Here is a 17334-nt window from a genome sequence, read left to right on the forward strand (position 1 = left end):
TCGGCCCAGCGTACTGCGTGGCTGCGCGCGTGAAGTCATCTGTCAAATATATTCCCGCGTTCGGTGTGTACTCTCGCTTTTCGCTGATTTTGGGATCGAGGGAGAACTCTTCTCCTTTCCATTCCCGTGTCCCATGGTAAAGCACCTTGTACGCTGACAGTCCGAGCGGATCAATTTCTCGGTGTGGATTTGGTACATAAGAGTTGGGGTTGCGGGCAGGGTCAAGCCCGAGTGGGTCCGGGGTGAGATAGCGGGAATTTCCCGCCTCATAGTACCGGTGAAGATTGTAGTTCAGTCCAGTTTCGACGTCGAACTGCTGACCGGGGAACCGGAGTGGGGTATATGCCGTGCTCTTTCTGGACCAGGCAGTCACTCCCCATAGAGTGCTGCGTGTGGACCAAGATGATTTTCCTGATTCGTCTACGAGATCCAGGACCGAGCCATTGCTTTCGGTGACGATGAGGAAAAATCGCTCATCAATCACCTTCTGCGGTGTGGCGGTGCTGATGATCTGCTCTGATTGAGTGATCGGTCGCAGCCCGTTATGATTCCAGGTGAGACTAATGGAATCTTGAGTAGCCTGAACTTCGGTCGACTGTTCGCACAGCGTGATCCCGTCCCAGGTGAAGGTCGTTTCCTCTACGACTGTGTGCCCGTCAGGTGACAGGTGCTGTTTGGTGATACGGCGCCCAAGAGCGTCGTATCTGTACTGCCATGCGGATCCGTCCGGCGCTTTCGCCGAACTCATGCGGTTCTCAGCATCCCACTCGTATCGCCAGGTTTCCGGCCTCCTTGAAAGGCGGGATTTCTGGCGGAGGGTGATGCGGCCCAAGGCGTCGTGTTCGTAGCGGATGCTGCCGGCACGGGTAATCGCTGTGCCTGAGTAGTCGCGGGTGCCTGTCGCTTCCTGCCCGGGATGAGAGTCGGGCCAGGAGGCTTCCGTCTGGTTGCCGGTTGCGTCGTAGGCGTAGCGTTCCGTCCAATTCGAGGCGTTGACCGCGATGACCCGGCCTGCTGCGTCGAGTTTGAAGGACTTCGCGCCGGCGAGCTGGTCGGTGAGCCCGATGAGGTGGCCGTCTGCGCGGTAGGTATAGTCGCGGGACTGCATACTGCGGCCTGCCGCTGTCACCTGTTGCGCGGTGAGGCGTCCCATGGGGTCGAGCAACGAAGCAATGGTGACGTGATCGCCCAGGTGACGGGCGACTTCCTGGCCCGCCGCGTCGTGTTCGAAGGTCAGGGTACGACCCGCCGTGGTGAGAGAGGTCTGACGTCCCGCCGTGTCGTAGGTCCATGTGCTGGTGGCCCCGCTTGGGGTGATACGGCGGGTGCGGCGGCCTAGTGCGTCATAGGTGTACGAGGTGGTCCGGCCGTTCACTGTCTCGGACTTGAGGCGGCCGTACTGGTCGCGGAGCCACGTGACGGTCGCGTCCGCGGTGACTGCCTCGGCGAGTTGACCAGTGAGGTCATAGGCGAAAGTACTCACGGAACCTGCCGCGTCCTTGCGGACGATGCGGCCCATCTCGTCGTGCTCGTAGCGGGTGACCTGACCGAGGGCGTCCGTGCGGGCGGTGAGCCGACCGGCCGCATTGCGTGCGTAACTGAGCGTGCGGTCATCGAAGTCGGTCTCGGATATCAGATGACCGGCCGGATCGTAGGCGTAATTCCACGTCAGGCCCTGAGGGTTGAGGACCTGGGTAAGGCGAAGTTCGTGGTCGTGGGTGAACTCGTACCGCACCCCGTCGGGGCCGGTACGGGCTGCCATGAGGTCGAAGTGTGTGTACTCGAAGCGGGAGACTGAACCCATGGCATCGGTGTGTGCCAGGCAGTTTCCCTCGCCGTCGTAGGTCCAGGACTGGATACTGCCGTCCGCGTCCGTGCGTTCGACGAGTTTGCCCTCGGGACTCCATGCGAGACGGGTGATCGCGCCGAGCGGGTCCGTCAGGACCACGGGACGGCCGAACCCGTCCCGTTCGATGCGCGTGGTGGCACCGAGCGGATCGGTGATCTCCGAGGGCAATCCGGCCGCGTTGCTGCGGATGCGGGTCGTGTTGTTCAGCGGGTCTGTAACAGAGGTTGGATGTCCCGCTGTGTTGTACGTCGTGCGCGTAACAGCGCCCGATGCGTCGATGATCGCGACCCGGTTGCCCCGATCGTCGTACTGCTGGCGGATCACCGTTCTGTCCGGGTTGGTGATACGAACCGGCAGGCCGAGATCGTTGTAGTCAGCGGTAGCCTCCTGCCCATCCGGTCGGACGACAGAGACAAGACGGCCCCGCGCATCGTACGTCGACCGGCTGACGTGCCCCAGCGGGTCGGTGACTGTGAGCAGTCGGTGGTAGGGGTCGCGTTCGAAGCGTGTGACTGCCCTCAACGGGTTGATCTCCGCCACGACCTGAGCGCGTTCGTTGATCACGAAACGTTTGGTGTGGCCCAGTGCGTCAGTCATGGACGTCATACGCATGCCCGTTTCAGGGTCCGTGTCGTCCCAGGTGAAGCGGGCCTCGAGATGGCCGTTCGTACCGGACTGATAGACGCAGCGGTCCAGGTCGTCGTACACGTACTCGTACCGGCTGCCGTTGGTGTCCGTCCACGCGGTGATGCGGCCCAGGTCGTCGCAGTCGAAGCGGAGAGGCCGGCCGGAAGAGTTGGTGACCGCTGTGAGGTGGCCGTCCGTGTAGCCGTAGCGCAGGATTTCCTGGTCGGTTCCGTCCGGTGCGGCGCCTGCCAAATGGCCCGTATCGGTACGTGAAGAATCCTCGCCACCCGAGCCGCTCGACCCGCGTCCCGCTCCCGCTCGCCGCCACGGGCGCACCGGCGCGGTTCTCGCCGCCGCCCTCCTCTGCGCCGCCTGGCTCGTCATGGCCGGCCCCTGGCGGTCGGAGCGTGCCGATGCCGATGTCCCGGCTCCTCCGAGCCCGAGTTCGCCTGTCACGGCCAGCGGTGTACGGGCCGGGACGTCATCGCCACCCGTTGCGGCATGCACCCCGACATGGTCAGCACCCACCGGCTCGCCCCCGGCCTCCGGGTCGACCTGCGGTACGAAGCCGGGTGCGGTGCGGGCTGGGCGCGGGTCTGGGGGGCAGCGCATCGGGGACGTCTTCACCGTCTCCGTGGCGGGCGGGGAGCCGCAGACACTCACCGTGCCGGACAAGTACGCGACCGGGATCCGCCTCCACACGCCCATGGTCGCCACGGACAGCCCGGACGCCCTGCGCGTCTGCGTCAGCCTCGCCCCGGTCGGGCCCCGGCAGCAGTGCTATCCGGCCGCGCCGCCGACCCCCTGAACCGCGGCGTCCGGGCGAGGGCCGTCAGCTCCGCCCGGGACCCGGCTCCGCCGTCAGGTCGATCAGGCGGCAGACCGTCTCGATGTCGATCTTGACCTGGGCGATCGACGCCCGGCCCGACAGCCAGGTGATCAGCGCCGAGTGCCAGGTGTGCTCGATCACCCGGACCGCCGAGAGCTGCTCCGGCGTCGGGTGTTCCAGGCCCATCGCGTCCAGGATGATCGCCGTCGTGAGGCGGGAGACCGTGTCCACCTCCGGGCTCACGCTGCGGTCCGCGAAGGTGAGGGCGCGGACCATGGCGTCCGCCAGGTGGGGTTCGCGCTGGAGGGCGCGGAAGGCTCGCATCAGGGTCTCGGCCACCCGTTGGGCCGCGTCGTCGCCGGCCGGGGGGCGTTTGCGGAGTGTGGAGTGCATGTGCTGGAGCTGGTCCTGCATGGTGGCGACCAGCAGGTGGATCTTGGAGGGGAAGTAGCGGTAGAGGGTGCCCAGGGCGACCCCGGCCGCCTCCGCCACCTCGCGCATCTGCACCGCCTCGAACCCGCCGCGGCTGGCGAGCTGGGCGCTGGCGTGCAGGATGCGGCGGCGGCGGGCCTCCTGCCGCTCGGTGAGCGGAGGCGTTGCGCGGTCCGTGGGTGGCTGCGCTCCCGGTCTGGCGTCCGCGGTCATGCTGTCCCCGTTCACGATCCATGGCGTTGGTCCCGCACCCGGGCGGACGAAGCGAACGCGTCCGGGCGCGCACAGCATGCCAGGGCCTCCGTCGTGGCGCGAATCACCTGATCCGGGCCTCACACCGTCGCTACCTGCCGGTAGATTCGATGCACGTCGAACGATCAAGTCTGAAACTTGTTCTAGATTAGCGCTACCGGTTACGCTCCGGCGAACACGCAGTCAGAAGGGGGCCGAGTGTGACCGCTGAGGCCATAGAGACGGGCCCCCGCACGGGCGACAGCAGCACCTCCGCCGGGGCCGGTGACCGGCCGCTGCGCATCGCGCTCCTCACGTACAAGGGCAACCCGTTCTGCGGCGGCCAGGGTGTCTACGTACGCCACCTCGGGCGTGAGCTCGCGCGGCTGGGGCACAGCGTCGAGGTCATCGGCGCCCAGCCCTACCCCGTGCTCGACGAGGGCGTTCCGCTCACCGAGCTCCCCAGCCTGGATCTGTACCGGCAGCCCGATCCGTTCCGTACGCCGAAGTGGGGCGAGTACCGGGACTGGGTCGACCTCGCCGAGGTCGCCACCATGTGGACCGGCGGCTTCCCCGAACCGCTCACCTTCAGCCTCCGCGCCCGCCGCCATCTCCTGGCCCGGCGCGGCGAGTTCGACGTCGTCCACGACAATCAGACCCTCGGTTACGGGCTCCTCGGCGACCTCGGGGCCCCGCTCGTGACGACGATCCACCACCCCATCACCGTGGACCGCAGGCTCGACCTGGCGGCCGCCACCAGCCGCCGCCGGCGCGCCTCCATACGCCGCTGGTACGCCTTCACCCGGATGCAGAAGCGCGTCGCCCGCAAGCTGGACACCGTCCTCACCGTCTCCGGCTCCTCCCGTGCCGAGATCGTCGAGGACCTGGGCGTACGGGCGGACCGGATCAGCGTCGTCCACATCGGCGCCGACACCGACCTCTGGTCGCCCGACCCCTCCGTTGCCGAGGTACCGGGCCGCATCGTCACCACCTCCAGTGCCGACGTCCCGCTCAAGGGCCTCGTCCACCTCGTCGACGCGCTCGCCAAGCTCCGTACGGAGAACCCCGCCGCCCACCTCGTCGTCGTCGGCAAGCGCGCCGAGGACGGGCCCGTCGCCCGGGCCATCGAGCGGCACGGGCTGGCGGACGCGGTCGAGTTCGTCAAGGGCATCAGCGACGCCGAGCTGGTCGACCTCGTGCGCAGCGCCCAGGTCTCCTGTGTGCCGTCGCTGTACGAGGGGTTCTCGCTGCCCGCCGCCGAGGCCATGGCCACCGGCACACCGCTCGTCGCCACCACCGGCGGCGCGATCCCCGAGGTCTCCGGCCGCGACGGGGAGACCTGCCTCGCCGTGGCCCCCGGCGACGCGGACGCGCTGGCCGGGGCGCTCGCCCGGCTGCTGGCCGACCCGGAGCTGCGCGCCCGGCTCGGCGCGGCGGGCCGTGAGCGGGTACTGGCCAACTTCACCTGGGCCCGGGCGGCCGCCGGAACGGCCGAGCTGTACCGTCAGGCGATCGCCGTCCGTCAAGCAGCGGCCCGCAGGTGACGGCGATCCCGTTCACCGGCTGCCGTAACCCGCTTCTCTGAACCCGTACCTCCGACCTCGAAGGCAGGCCCTCGTGCTGACCGTCGACTTCACCCGCTTCCCGCTCGCCGCAGGCGACCGAGTGCTCGACCTGGGCTGCGGTGCCGGCCGGCATGCCTTCGAGTGTTACCGGCGCGGCGCACAGGTCGTCGCCCTCGACCAGAACGGCGAGGAGATCCGCGAGGTCGCCAAGTGGTTCGCCGCGATGAAGGAGGCCGGGGAGGCCCCCGAGGGCGCCACCGCCACCGCGATGGAGGGCGACGCCCTCAACCTGCCCTTCCCCGACGACTCCTTCGACGTCGTGATCATCTCCGAGGTCATGGAGCACATCCCGGACGACAAGGGCGTCCTCGCCGAGATGGTCCGGGTCCTCAAGCCGGGCGGCCGCATCGCCATCACCGTCCCGCGCTACGGCCCCGAGAAGATCTGCTGGACCCTCTCCGACGCCTACCACGAGGTCGAGGGCGGCCACATCCGCATCTACAAGGCCGACCAGCTCCTCGCCCGCATCCGCGAGGCCGGGCTGAAGCCGTACGGCACCCACCACGCCCACGCCCTGCACTCGCCGTACTGGTGGCTGAAGTGCGCCTTCGGCGTCGACAACGACCGTGCGCTGCCGGTGCGGGCGTACCACAAGCTGCTGGTCTGGGACATCATGAAGAAGCCGCTCGCCACCCGGGTCGCCGAGCAGCTGCTCAACCCGGTCGTCGGCAAGAGCTTCGTCGCGTACGCCACCAAGCCGCACCTTCCGAAGGCGCAGGCGTGAGCACTCCCGAACAGACCGAGCACCTGGTCCTGCCCGGGGTCCTGACCGCCGCCGAGGCGGCGGAGACCGTCGCGGCCCTCCTCGCCGTACAGCGCGAGGACGGGGCGCTGCCCTGGTTCCGGGGCCACCACCTCGACCCGTGGGACCACACCGAGGCCGCGATGGCGCTGGACGCGGCAGGCGAGCACGAGGCGGCCGAGCGCGCCTACGACTGGCTGGCCCGCCACCAGAACGGCGACGGCTCCTGGTACGCCGCCTACCACGACGGCGACCCGCAGCAGCCCACCGACCGCAGCCGCGAGACCAACTTCTGCGCCTACGTGGCCGTTGGCGTCTGGCACCACTATCTCGCCACCGGGGACGACGCGTTCGTCGACCGGATGTGGCCGACCGTCTTCGCGGCGATCGAGTTCGTGCTCCGACTCCAGCAGCCCGGCGGGCAGATCGGCTGGAAGCGGGAGGCGGACGGGACGGCGGTGAACGATGCGCTGCTGACCGGTTCGTCCTCCGTCCACCAGGCGCTGCGCTGTGCGCTCGCCATCGCGGAGCGGCGCGAAGAGCCGCAGCCCGACTGGGAGTTGGCGACCGGGGCACTGGCCCACGCGATCCGCAACCACCCCGAGCGCTTCCTCGACAAGAACCGCTACTCGATGGACTGGTACTACCCGGTCCTCGGCGGCGCCGTCACCGGGGCCGAGGCCACCGCCCGCATCCAGGAGGGCTGGGACCGCTTCGTCGTGCCCGGCCTCGGGGTGCGCTGCGTCCTGCCCAACCCCTGGGTCACCGGCGGCGAGAGCTGCGAACTCGCCCTCGCCCTCTGGGTGACCGGGGAGTCGGACCGGGCCCTGGAGATCCTCCAGTCGATCCAGCACCTGCGCGCCGAGGGCGGGCTCTACTGGACCGGGTACGTCTTCGAGGGCAACAAGGCCTTCTGGCCGGAGGAGCTCACCACCTGGACGGCGGGCTCCCTGCTGCTGGCGGTGGCCGCACTCGGGGGGGACGAGGCGACCACCGCGGTCTTCTCCGGGGAGCGGCTGCCGGCCGGCCTGGAGCCGGACTGCTGCCGGTGACCCGGTTGTCGAGAGGCCGGATCAGCGGCGGATCCGGCCGGCTATGGCGTGCCCGATGAACAGGTAGACCACGGCCGCGAGACCGTAACCGGCCACGACCCGCGCCCACGCCGCGTCGAACGTGAACAGGTCGTACGACCAGCCCGCCAGCCAGGTGGCCGCGTCGTGCACCCACTGCACGAAGTCGTTGCCCCGGTTGGCGTCCAGCAGGTACATCAGGATCCAGAGAATGATGATGAAGGCCAGGATGTCGGCCACGACGGCGATGATCCTCGCCGCTGAACTGCTGCCAGAAGAACGGGTTCTGTAGGACATGGAACCCTGGTTACCGCTTTACCCTCAGTGAAACCCGAATGGCGGTACCGGGTGGCGGACCGTGCGGGGCCGGGCGAGTCTGGCGGCCGGGAGTGCCGAGGGCCGTCACTCCCCGTGACGCGCCCTGCCGGGAGGCCGCCGTGACCCGTTCCGTACCGCTTCGTCGGCCGCTGGTGGTGCTCCTGCTCGCCTGCGTCGTGCTGGTCTCCGCCACCGCGTGCGGGGACTCCGGTGATTCCGGCAGTGCGACCGGTACGGGGGTGAGCACCGGGGCGAGTGCCTCCGCGTCCGCCTCCGCCGCCAGCCCGTCCGCCTCCACCGAGAAGCAGCGGCTGGCCAAGACCCGCTTCGTGGCCAACGCCGGGCTCGCGGCCGGGGCGACGTACCAGTGGATCGTGAAGCCGTACCGCGCGGGCACCTTCAAGAAGGGGGCCGACGGGCGCACCTTCGCCCTCGTCAAGGCGGGGCTGGCGGGCGGGTTCGCGTACAACCGGCTCAAGGCGGCCGCGGAGAACGCCAAGGGCGACCCGCTGCTGTCGAAGGCCGTCGCCCCGCTCACGGCCGCGATCGAGTCGCTCCAGGGGATGGCCACCAAGCTCCGCAACGGTGAGGCGGGCGAGGGGGACATCGGGGCGTTCGAGAGCGTCATCGACAGCATCAAGAGCGCCGGGAAGGACGCGGGTGCCGAGGTGAAGGACAAGGTCCCCTCGACCTCGCAGCTGACCGGATAGCCGGATAGCCGCTGCTTGGCAGCTGCTCACGCGCGGTCGGTTATTCAGGTGATCAACTTCCGTGGCCCGGTTAGGGTCCCGGCATGACGCTTCTTTCTTACGACCGTTACTGCGACGAGATCCTCGCGCAGACCGACGCCCTGCGCGCCACCCTCAAGGGTGCGGATCTCACCGTGAACGTCCCCTCCTGTCCCGACTGGACCCTGCGGCAGCTCGTCGTGCATGTCGGCAGCGCCCACCGCTGGGTCGGGGAGATCGTGCGCGGGCGGGCCACCGAGGACGTCCCGGAGGAGAAGGTGCCGGGGGCCGAGGGGCCCGGGAGCGACGACCCGGCCGCGCTGGACACCTGGCTGGCCGAGGGCGCGGCCGCCACCGTCGCCGCGCTGCGGGAAGCCGGGCCGGACACCGAGGTGTGGACCTGGGCGTGGGAGCGGAGTACCGCGTTCTGGGCGCGGCGCGTGACGCACGAGACGGCCGTGCACCGGGCGGACGCGGCGCTCGCCGCGCGGGTCCCGTACACGGTCGACGCCGAGGTGGCCGCCGACACCATCGACGAGTGGCTGCGGATCGTCTCCTTCGCCCAGGAGGGCGGCGACCCGGAGGCGGACGAACTGCGCGGCGGCGGACGCTCGTTGCACCTGCACGCCACCGACGTGCCCGGGGCGGAGTGGCTGATCGAGTTCGGCGAGGACCGCTTCACCTGGCGGCACGACCACGAGAAGGCGACGGTCGCCCTGCGCGGTTCGCTCACTGACGTGATGCTCGTCTTCAACCGCCGCCTGGCGCCGACGAGCGAGCGGGTCGAGGTGCTCGGCGACGCGGAGCTGCTGGACTTCTGGCTGGAACGGTCGTCGTTCGGGTGAGCCCGGACGGCTAGGGCCTCTAGCTGTTCAGTTCCGCCAGGACCCGCAGCGTGTGCGGGTCCGGGGCGGTGACCAGCAGGTCCGTCACCGGGCCCTTGCGCCACTCCGCGAGCTTCTCCGCGATCCGGGCGCGCGGGCCGACGAGGGAGATCTCGTCGGCGAAGGCGTCCGGGACCGCCTGGATCGCCTCCTCCTTGCGGCCCTGGAGGAAGAGGTGCTGGATGCGTCGCGCCTCCTCCTCGAACCCCATCCGCCCCATCAGATCCGCGTGGAAGTTGCGGGCCGCGTGCCCCATCCCGCCGATGTAGAAGCCGAGCATCGCCTTCACCGGCAGCAGCCCCTCCGCCACGTCGTCGCAGACGTGCGCGCGGGCCATCGGCGCGATCATGAAGCCCTCGCGGAGTCCGGCGAGCGAGGCCGCGTACACGTCCGTGCGGTGCGGGGACCAGTAGAGGGGGAGCCAGCCGTCCGCGATCTCGACCGTCTGGGCGATGTTCTTCGGGCCCTCCGCGCCCAGCAGGACCGGGAGCGAGGCCCGCAGCGGGTGCGTGATGGGCTTCAGCGGTTTGCCGAGGCCGGTCGCGTCCGGGCCCGCGTACGGGAGGGAGTGGAAGCTCCCCGCCACCTCGACCGGAGCCTCGCGGGCCAGCACCTGGCGGATCACCTCCACATATTCGCGGGTCGCGGTCAGCGGGCTTCTGGGGAAGGGGCGCCCGTACCAGCCCTCCACCACCTGCGGCCCGGACAGGCCGAGGCCGAGCAGCAGCCGGCCGCCCGAGAGGTGGTCCAGGGTCAGCGCGTGCATGGCCGTCGCCGTCGGCGTACGGGCCGCCATCTGCGCGATCCCCGTACCCAGCCGGATCCGTGAGGTGTGGGCGGCGATCCAGGTCAGCGGGGTGAAGGCGTCCGAGCCCCACGCCTCCGCCGTCCACACCGAGTCGTAGCCGAGCCGCTCCGCCTCCTGGGCGAGGGCGAGATGGCCGGGGTCCGGGCCGCGGCCCCAGTATCCGAGTGCCAGTCCGAGCCGCATGGCGTTGCCTCCGGTTCCGTTGCCTCCGGCCGTAAGTGACGGCCCGTCAGTTCGGCAGTGTGAGGCATGGACTGTACGGCAGCGGCCCCCCGCCCGGAAGGGCGAGGGGCCGCAGGTGTCACGCGTGCGGGATCAGCCGCGCTGGATGCCCGTCGTGTCCTGGAGCACGCCGCGACGGCCGTCCTGCGTCTGGGCGATGAGGCCCTGGCCGCGCTGCTCGACCGCGAGGTACCAGGTGCCCGGCGCCAGCTCGGCGATCGGGTTCGGTGCGCCGTCCTCGCCGTACAGCGGGCGGGCCACCGGAACGGCGAACCAGAACGGGGTGAAGTCGCCCCCCGGAGCCGCGCCGCCCTGCGGGGCGGCCTGCTGGGCCTGGGAGGCCTGCGCCTGCGCCGGGTCGGCCTGACCCGGCTGACCCTGCTGGCCACCGGTCTGCGCCCCCGGGTAGCCGTACCCCTGGCTCGGCTGCGCGCCGTAGGGCTGCTGCTGGGCGCCCGGGTAGCCGTAGCCCTGGCCCGGCTGGCCACCGTACGGCGGCTGCACGGCCTGCGGCGGCTTCGGGGCGCCGACGAGCGGGGCCTTGAGTGCGGGGACCAGCGGGCCGGCGACCGTGGCCGCGGCGAGCACGAGAGTGCCCAGCAGGCCGAGGATCAGGCCGGCGCCGGCGTCGCTGACGTCGATGATCGTCCAGAAGGCGGTCCACAGCGCGAACACGGTGAACGCGGTCCCGAACTGGCCGAGGTCGAGCCCCACGACCTTGCGGGGCGACAGCCGGCCGACGATCACCAGCGCCGCGCCGATGATGCCGGCGAGGAAGACGCTCATCAGGAGCCCGAGCGAGTCCCAGGCGTTCGGGCTGCTGAACCGGGAGCAGTCCACGCCGGAGGGGCAGTCGTAGCCGGAGAGGTCGAGGAAAGAGGCGATGAACAGCACGACCGCTGCTCCGATCACCACGCCGTCGCCTCGAGTGAGGGAGCGGATATTCACGTGAAGGTCCTTAGTCGGTCGTCTCGTCGGGGCGGTCGTCGCTGCCGCCTCTGCGGCGGGCACGGCATGAAGCTCGGGGGTGGCTCCCCATCGTACGGATGAATCTATCGTCTGACCGGGCGGGTTGCGCCCGTGCCCGGTTCTTGAACAGTTATCCCCCCAATATCCCCGCAGACCCACCCCTTGCCCGCCGGGCGGGCCGTCCCCTTCAGGTGGTCAGGCCTACCCCTTCAGGTGGGCGGCGATGCCGTCCGCCATCCCCTGGGCCGCCTTCTGCCGCCAACGCGCGTCGGTGAGCAGGGCCGCGTCCTTCGGGTCACGCATATTGCCGCATTCCACGAAGACTTTGGGCACGGTCGACAGATTCAGTCCGCCGAGATCGTCACGGGTGTCCAGACCGGTGCCGCCGCCGATGTAATTGGAGGGGGAGCTTCCGGTCGTGCGGACGAAATGCCCGGCGATACGGGCCCCGAGGTCGGCCGAACTCTTCACGATCTTCGAGGTGTCCGCCCCGCCGCCCTTCACCGCCGCCGGCAGGATCACATGGAAGCCCCGGTTGCCCACCGCCGAGCCGTCCGCGTGCACCGAGACCACCGCGTCGGCCTTCGCCTCGTTGCCGATCCGGGCCCGCTCGTCGATGCAGGGCCCGAACGGCCGGTCGTCGTCGTGCGTCAGCAGGACCCGGGCCCCCTGCGCCTGGAGCAACTCCCGCAGCCGGTGCGACACATCGAGGGTGAAGCGGGCCTCCGCGTAACCGTCGTCCGTGGACGTGCCGGTGGTGTCGCACTCCTTGCGGCCGGTGCCGATGTCGACCTGCTCGTTGATCTCCTTGGTGTGCTCGCGGTTACGCGGGTTGTGGCCCGGGTCGATCACCACGGTCCTGCCGGTCAGCGGGCCTTGGGGGAGCGAGGCGGTGGGGGAGGCCTCCGGAGCGGCCGAGGCGGAAGCCGAAGCGGAGGTGGAGGCCTTCGCTCCCGCCCCGTCCGCCGTGTCCGGGGAGCCGCCGCATCCGGTGATCGTCGTCAGGCAGAGCGCGGCCAGCGCGGCGGCCGCGATTGGCGGGCGGGCGCGGCGGGTGGGGGGAACGCTGTCGTCGTACGGCACGCGGCGATGCTATCCGTACGGGGGTGACGCGCCCGGGTACGCCTCAGGGACCCGTGCCCGGGTGCGCCTCGGATCCCCGTGCCCCGGTACGCCTCAGATCCCCGCGCCCGTGCGCCGCAGCACCCGCAGCGAGTCCGTCACCGACACCTCGGTGAACGCCCCCGAGGCCAGCGCCCGCAGGTACACCCGGTACGGGGCCTGCCCGCCGTCGGCCGGGTCGGGGAACACGTCGTGGATCACCAGGAGGCCGCCCTCGGCGACATGCGGGGCCCAGCCGTCGTAGTCGCCGTTCGCGTGCTCGTCGGTGTGCCCGCCGTCGATGAAGACGAGGCCCAGCGGCCCGGCCCAGACCGCGGCGACCTGCGGGGAGCGGCCGACGAGCGCCACCACGTGCTCCTCCAGACCGGCCCGGTGCAGGGTGCGGCGAAAGGTCGGGAGGGTGTCCATCAGCCCGACCTCGGGGTCCACCACGCTCGGGTCGTGGTACTCCCAGCCCGGCTGCTGCTCCTCGCTGCCCCGGTGGTGGTCCACGGTGAGGGCGCCCACCCCGGCCGTCCGGGCCGCGTCGGCCAGCAGGATCGTGGAGCGCCCGCAGTACGTGCCCACCTCCAGCAGGGGCAGCCCGAGCGCCCCGGCCTCGGTGGCGGCCGCGTGCAGGGCGAGCCCTTCGTGGACCGGCATGAAGCCCTTGGCGCCCTCGAAGGCGGCGACCACCTCCGGGGACGGGGACGGGGAGGGGGTGGCGGCGGTCACGGGGTTCCTCCAGGTGGGGGCGGTTCTGCTGACGACGGCGCCCCATCGTGCCGTACGGTCCGGCCGGCCGTCGCAGCGGGGGCCGCCCGCACCGGGGCGACCGGGGCGTACGGGGCGACCGGGGCGACCGGGGCGGGCCCGGCGTCCGCGCTGCTCGCCAGCAGCACCGGGTGGCCCGACGGGCGCTGCGACGGCAGGAACGCCGCCAGCACCAGGCCGATCAGCACGGCCCCCGTGGCGATCAGGAACGAGATCCGGAACCCCTCCATCGACGGCACCTGCACCGGGCCCTGTGCCGAGCCCATCGTCACCGAGGTGTTGGCCAGCACCATGCCGATGACCGCGCTCGACACCGACGTACCGATGGACCGCATGAGGGTGTTGAGCCCGTTGGCCGCGCCGGTCTCCGACGGGTCGACGGCGCCGATGATCAGGGCGGGCAGCGAGGAGTAGGCGAGGCCGATCCCGGCGCCGAGGACGACCGCGATCAGCACGGTCTGCCAGGCGGCGCCGAGCAGCCCGAGCCCGGCCCCGTAACCGATCGCGATGATCAGCATCCCGAGCATCAGCGTGGACTTGGGGCCCCGACGGGCCGAGATCCGGGCGTAGAGCGGGGCGACGAACATCATCGTCACGCCCAGCGGGGCCACGCAGAGCCCGGCGACCACCATGGACTGCCCGAGGCCGTACCCGGTGGACGTGGGGAGCTGGAGCAGTTGCGGCAGGACCAGGGAGACCGCGTAGAAGGCGACCCCGACCATGATCGAGGCGAGGTTGGTGAGCAGCACCTCGCGGCGGGCGGTGGTGCGCAGGTCGACCAGGGGCGCGGGGGTGCGCAGTTCGAACAGGCCCCACAGCACCAGAACCGTGACGGAGGCGGCGAGCAGACCGAGCGTGGGGGCCGAGGCCCAGCCCCAGTCGCCGCCCTTGGTGATCGGCAGGAGCAGAAGGACCAGGCCGAGCGAGAGGCCGAAGGCGCCGACGAAGTCGAAGGTGCCGGGGGCGCGGAGCGGGGGTTCGGGGACGAGTGCGTACGTGAGCACCATCGCGAGCACGCCGAGCCCGGCCGAGCCGAGGAAGAGCGCGTGCCAGTCGGCGTGCTGGGCGACCAGCGCGGCGGCGGGCAGCGCGAGTCCGCCGCCCACCCCGATCGACGAGCTCATCAGGGCCATCGCCGAGCCGAGCTTCTCGCGCGGCAGCTCGTCGCGCATGATCCCGATGCCGAGCGGGATGGCGCCCATGGCGAAGCCCTGGAGCGCGCGCCCGACGATCATCACGACCAGGTCGTCGGTGGACGCGCAGATCAGCGAGCCGATCACCATGACGGCGAGCGAGGCGAGCAGCATCCGGCGCTTGCCGTAGAGGTCGCCCAGCCGGCCCATGATCGGGGTCGAGACGGCGCCCGCCAGCAGGGTCGCGGTCATCACCCAGGTGGCGTTGGCCGGGTCGGTGCTCAGCAGGACCGGCAGGTCCTTGATGACCGGGACGAGCAGGGTCTGCATGACCGCGACGGTGATCCCCGCGAAGGCGAGGACGGGCACGATGGGGGAGGTGCGCGCTTTCGGCGGCCGGGGGAGGTCCTCTGCGTGCCGTATCTGTTTCGTCCGTCGCATCCGTGGGGCCTCCCGGGCAGCCTCGACCACCCGGGCTCCCCCCAAGTGTGTGCATGGTGAACGCTTCCCTGGCGGGCCCTATTCCGGTTCGGGCCCCTCAACCTCCTGACGTGTCGTCAGATCTTCTGCCGACAGGCCTTCCGCCCAAGTGAAACGTGTTCTACTCTTGCGCCGTTCCAGTGGCTGCGACCGGCGAGGATTCGCATGGGCATCGGCACAGGTATCGGCATCGGCGCAGGTGTCGGGATCGGCACAGGTATCGGCATCACCGAGGAGCACCGTGCGCTGGCGCACTCCGTACGGGGGTGGCTGGCGCGGGCCGTCCCGCCCGGCGAGGTGCGCAAGCTCCTGGACGCGGGGAGCCCGGGCCCGTGCGGGGTGCGCCCCGCGTACTGGGAGGCGCTCGCCGGGCAGGGGCTGACCGGGATCCAGCTGCCCGAGGAGTACGGGGGCGGGGGCGGCGGTCTCCTGGACCTCGCCGTGGTCCTGGAGGAGGCGGCCTACGGGTCGCTGCCGGGGCCGTACCTCGCGACCGCGCTGACGGGGGCGGTGGTGCGGCGAGCGACGGGTGCGGGGGGCGGGGGGCTGCTCCGGGGACCCGCCGCCGGGACCGGGGACCTGGACCGGGGTCCGCTCCGGGATCTGGTCCGGGATCTGGTCCGGGGGCTCGCCGCCGGGGAGCGCACCGCCGCCCTCGCCCTCACCCCCGGCACCCTCACCGCCACCCCGGGCGAGGGCGGCCACCGCCTCGACGGGGCCGCCCCGCCCGTCCTCTCCGGCGAGGCGGCCGACCTGCTGCTCCTGCCCGCCGCCGACGCGTCCGGCGAGGTGCTCTGGTTCCTCGTGGACGCCGGGGCCGAAGGGCTCACCGTGCGCCCGCACCGCAGCGTCGACCCGACCCGGCCGACGGCGGAGGTGCGGGCCGACGCCGTCCTCGTACCGGCGCACCGGACCCTGCCCCTCGACTCCGCGCTCGTCCGCGACCTGGCCGCCGTCCTCCTCGCCGCCGACGCCTGCGGGACCGCCGCCCGGAGCCTGGACACGGCCGCCGAACACGCCCGCGTACGCGAGCAGTTCGGGCGGCCCATCGGGGCGTTCCAGGCCGTCAAGCACCTCTGCGCCGACATGCTCGTCCGCCTCGAACGGGCCCGCGCCCTGACCTGGGACGCGGCCCGCGCCGCCGACGAGGAGGCTGACACGTCAGGAGACGGCGAGGCGCGCGGGCTCACCGCCGCCCTCGCCGCCGCCACCGCGCCGGAGGCCGCGTACAGCTGCGCCAAGGACGCCATCCAGATCCTCGGCGGCATCGGCTTCACCTGGGAGCACGACGCCCACCTCCAGCTGCGCCGGGCCGTCCTCGCCCGCCAGCTCCTCGGCGCCGCCGGCACCCACCACCTGCGCGCCGCCCGCCTCGCCGAGGCCGGGGCCCGCCGCGAACTCGCCCTGGAACTCCCCGCCGAGGCCGCCCGCCACCGCGCCGACGCCCGCCCCCACCTCGCCGCCGCCCGGGGCCTGGCACCCCGCGAGGCCCGCCGCGCCCTCGCCGCCACCGGCTACGCCGCCCCGCACCTCCCCGCCCCGTACGGGCTGGGCGCGGGACCCTTACAACAGCTCGCGATCCAGCAGGAGTTGAGCGAACAGTCCATCCGGCTCAGCGACCTCTCCATCGCCACCTGGGTCGTGCCCTCGCTCATCGCGTACGGCACCGAGGCCCAGCGCGAGCGCTATCTGCCGGCCACCCTGCGCGGCGACCTCCAGTGGTGCCAGCTCTTCTCCGAGCCCGAGGCCGGGTCGGATCTCGCCGCCCTGCGCACCCGGGCCGTACGGACCGCCGAGGGGTGGCGGATCACCGGGCAGAAGGTCTGGACGAGCGCCGCCCGCACCGCCGACCACGGCATCCTGCTCGCCCGCACCGACCCGGACGCGCCCAAGCACCGGGGGCTCACCTACTTCCTGGTCGACATGAAGAGGGCCCGGGGCATCGACATCCGGCCGCTGAAGGAGATCACCGGCGAGGCCCTCTTCAACGAGGTGTACTTCGACGACGTGCTCCTGCCCGCCGACGCCGTCGTCGGCGAGGTGGGCGGCGGCTGGCGGGTCGCCCGCAACACGCTCGGCAACGAACGCGTCCACATGGCCGACCAGATGACCTTCGACAGCGGTCTTGAGGCCCTGATCGCGCGCTCGGCCGGGCTCGACGACACAACGCGTACCCGGATCGGCGCACTCGCCGCCGAGGCCCACGCCCTCGCCTGCATCGGGCTGCGCACCACCCTCCAGCAGGTCTCCGGCCTCGAACCGGGCGCCGGGGCCTCGGTGCGCAAGCTCGTCCAGACCGTCCACCAGCAGAAGGTCGCCGAGCTCACCCTCGAACTCCTCGGCCCGGCAGGCGCGGTGGACGAACCGGAGGCGGGGGAGCGGGCCCTGCACGGCTTCCTGATGTCCCGCTGCCTGACCATCGCGGGCGGTACCACCCAGATCCAGCTGAACGTCGTCGCCGAGCGGATCCTCGGCCTCCCCCGGGACTGAGCCCCTCCAACAGACAGGACGG

14 protein-coding genes and 2 pseudogenes are annotated in these 17334 nt (G+C 71.3%); 8 read left to right on the plus strand and 8 right to left on the minus strand.

Annotated elements, in window-relative coordinates:
- Positions 1 to 154: 154 nt before the first annotated feature.
- Positions 155 to 2731, minus strand: a pseudogene (locus R2B67_RS26880) (RHS repeat-associated core domain-containing protein); the annotation flags it as partial.
- Positions 2732 to 2989: 258 nt separating this feature from the next.
- Between R2B67_RS26880 and R2B67_RS36070 the strand changes: the two are divergent.
- Both R2B67_RS36070 and R2B67_RS26885 read left to right on the plus strand, forming a co-directional pair.
- Positions 2990 to 3052: pseudogene (locus tag R2B67_RS36070) on the plus strand (hypothetical protein); the annotation flags it as partial.
- Position 3053: 1 nt separating this feature from the next.
- Entirely contained in the window at positions 3054 to 3284 is a 231-nt protein-coding gene (locus R2B67_RS26885; protein WP_317821652.1) for a hypothetical protein, read from the plus strand.
- Positions 3285 to 3308: 24 nt separating this feature from the next.
- Here R2B67_RS26885 and R2B67_RS26890 read toward each other — a convergent pair whose 3' ends face one another.
- Positions 3309 to 3950 (minus strand): TetR family transcriptional regulator, encoded by a 642-nt coding sequence (locus R2B67_RS26890; protein WP_317821653.1) that lies wholly within the window; start codon positions 3948 to 3950, stop codon positions 3309 to 3311.
- Positions 3951 to 4189: 239 nt separating this feature from the next.
- On the opposite strand from R2B67_RS26890, the gene R2B67_RS26895 reads away from it, so the two are divergent.
- The 3 genes from R2B67_RS26895 to R2B67_RS26905 all read left to right on the plus strand — a co-directional run bounded on the left by R2B67_RS26895 (position 4190) and on the right by R2B67_RS26905 (position 7387).
- Positions 4190 to 5512: a glycosyltransferase family 4 protein gene (locus tag R2B67_RS26895; RefSeq protein ID WP_317821655.1), complete on the plus strand. Its 1323-nt coding sequence runs from the start codon at positions 4190 to 4192 to the stop codon at positions 5510 to 5512.
- Positions 5513 to 5585: 73 nt separating this feature from the next.
- Entirely contained in the window at positions 5586 to 6317 is a 732-nt protein-coding gene (locus R2B67_RS26900) for a class I SAM-dependent methyltransferase (protein ID WP_018511751.1), read from the plus strand.
- Positions 6314 to 7387, plus strand: a complete 1074-nt coding sequence (locus R2B67_RS26905; protein ID WP_018511752.1) for a prenyltransferase/squalene oxidase repeat-containing protein — start codon at positions 6314 to 6316, stop codon at positions 7385 to 7387. Before R2B67_RS26900 ends, R2B67_RS26905 begins: the two co-directional genes overlap by 4 nt.
- 21 nt (positions 7388 to 7408) lie before the next feature.
- Here the strand turns inward: R2B67_RS26905 and R2B67_RS26910 are convergent, their stop codons facing one another.
- A complete protein-coding gene (locus R2B67_RS26910) occupies positions 7409 to 7702 on the minus strand; it encodes a hypothetical protein (protein WP_015608233.1) in 294 nt (97 codons plus the stop codon).
- A 140-nt stretch (positions 7703 to 7842) separates the two neighbouring features.
- Between R2B67_RS26910 and R2B67_RS26915 the strand changes: the two genes are divergently transcribed.
- Both R2B67_RS26915 and R2B67_RS26920 read left to right on the plus strand, forming a co-directional pair.
- Positions 7843 to 8433: a hypothetical protein gene (locus tag R2B67_RS26915; RefSeq protein WP_317821657.1), complete on the plus strand. Its 591-nt coding sequence runs from the start codon at positions 7843 to 7845 to the stop codon at positions 8431 to 8433.
- Between the two features lie 83 nt (positions 8434 to 8516).
- Entirely contained in the window at positions 8517 to 9296 is a 780-nt protein-coding gene (locus tag R2B67_RS26920) for a maleylpyruvate isomerase family mycothiol-dependent enzyme (RefSeq protein WP_317821659.1), read from the plus strand.
- A 19-nt stretch (positions 9297 to 9315) separates the two neighbouring features.
- Here the strand turns inward: R2B67_RS26920 and R2B67_RS26925 are convergent, their stop codons facing one another.
- The 5 genes from R2B67_RS26925 to R2B67_RS26945 all read right to left on the minus strand — a co-directional run bounded on the left by R2B67_RS26925 (position 9316) and on the right by R2B67_RS26945 (position 14783).
- Positions 9316 to 10326 (minus strand): LLM class F420-dependent oxidoreductase, encoded by a 1011-nt coding sequence (locus R2B67_RS26925; protein ID WP_317821661.1) that lies wholly within the window; start codon positions 10324 to 10326, stop codon positions 9316 to 9318.
- Between the two features lie 132 nt (positions 10327 to 10458).
- The gene (locus tag R2B67_RS26930; protein WP_317821662.1) at positions 10459 to 11313 is read right to left on the minus strand and encodes a hypothetical protein; all 855 of its coding nucleotides are present in this window, start codon (positions 11311 to 11313) and stop codon (positions 10459 to 10461) included.
- A 222-nt stretch (positions 11314 to 11535) separates the two neighbouring features.
- Positions 11536 to 12417 (minus strand): N-acetylmuramoyl-L-alanine amidase, encoded by an 882-nt coding sequence (locus tag R2B67_RS26935; protein ID WP_317821663.1) that lies wholly within the window; start codon positions 12415 to 12417, stop codon positions 11536 to 11538.
- A 93-nt stretch (positions 12418 to 12510) separates the two neighbouring features.
- Positions 12511 to 13170, minus strand: coding sequence for a class I SAM-dependent methyltransferase (locus tag R2B67_RS26940; RefSeq protein WP_317821664.1), 660 nt, complete (start codon positions 13168 to 13170; stop codon positions 12511 to 12513).
- Positions 13167 to 14783: an MFS transporter gene (locus R2B67_RS26945; protein ID WP_317821666.1), complete on the minus strand. Its 1617-nt coding sequence runs from the start codon at positions 14781 to 14783 to the stop codon at positions 13167 to 13169. Before R2B67_RS26945 ends, R2B67_RS26940 begins: the two co-directional genes overlap by 4 nt.
- 204 nt (positions 14784 to 14987) lie before the next feature.
- Here R2B67_RS26945 and R2B67_RS26950 point away from each other — a divergent pair, with 204 nt between their 5' ends.
- Positions 14988 to 17312, plus strand: coding sequence for an acyl-CoA dehydrogenase family protein (locus R2B67_RS26950; protein ID WP_317821667.1), 2325 nt, complete (start codon positions 14988 to 14990; stop codon positions 17310 to 17312).
- The last annotated feature ends 22 nt before the right edge of the window (positions 17313 to 17334 follow it).

This window comes from Streptomyces cyaneofuscatus (assembly GCF_033109485.1).
Lineage (GTDB): Bacteria > Actinomycetota > Actinomycetes > Streptomycetales > Streptomycetaceae > Streptomyces > Streptomyces cyaneofuscatus.

What these genes read in the sequence shown, in the direction of transcription:
- R2B67_RS26925 (WP_317821661.1), bottom strand. Translation starts at nt 10,326, where the DNA reads ATGCGGCTCGGACTGGCACTCGGATACTGGGGCCGCGGCCCGGACCCC.
- R2B67_RS26950 (WP_317821667.1), top strand. Translation starts at nt 14,988, where the DNA reads ATGGGCATCGGCACAGGTATCGGCATCGGCGCAGGTGTCGGGATCGGC.
- R2B67_RS26910 (WP_015608233.1), bottom strand. Translation starts at nt 7,702, where the DNA reads ATGTCCTACAGAACCCGTTCTTCTGGCAGCAGTTCAGCGGCGAGGATC.
- R2B67_RS26945 (WP_317821666.1), bottom strand. Translation starts at nt 14,783, where the DNA reads ATGCGACGGACGAAACAGATACGGCACGCAGAGGACCTCCCCCGGCCG.
- R2B67_RS26890 (WP_317821653.1), bottom strand. Translation starts at nt 3,950, where the DNA reads ATGACCGCGGACGCCAGACCGGGAGCGCAGCCACCCACGGACCGCGCA.
- R2B67_RS26920 (WP_317821659.1), top strand. Translation starts at nt 8,517, where the DNA reads ATGACGCTTCTTTCTTACGACCGTTACTGCGACGAGATCCTCGCGCAG.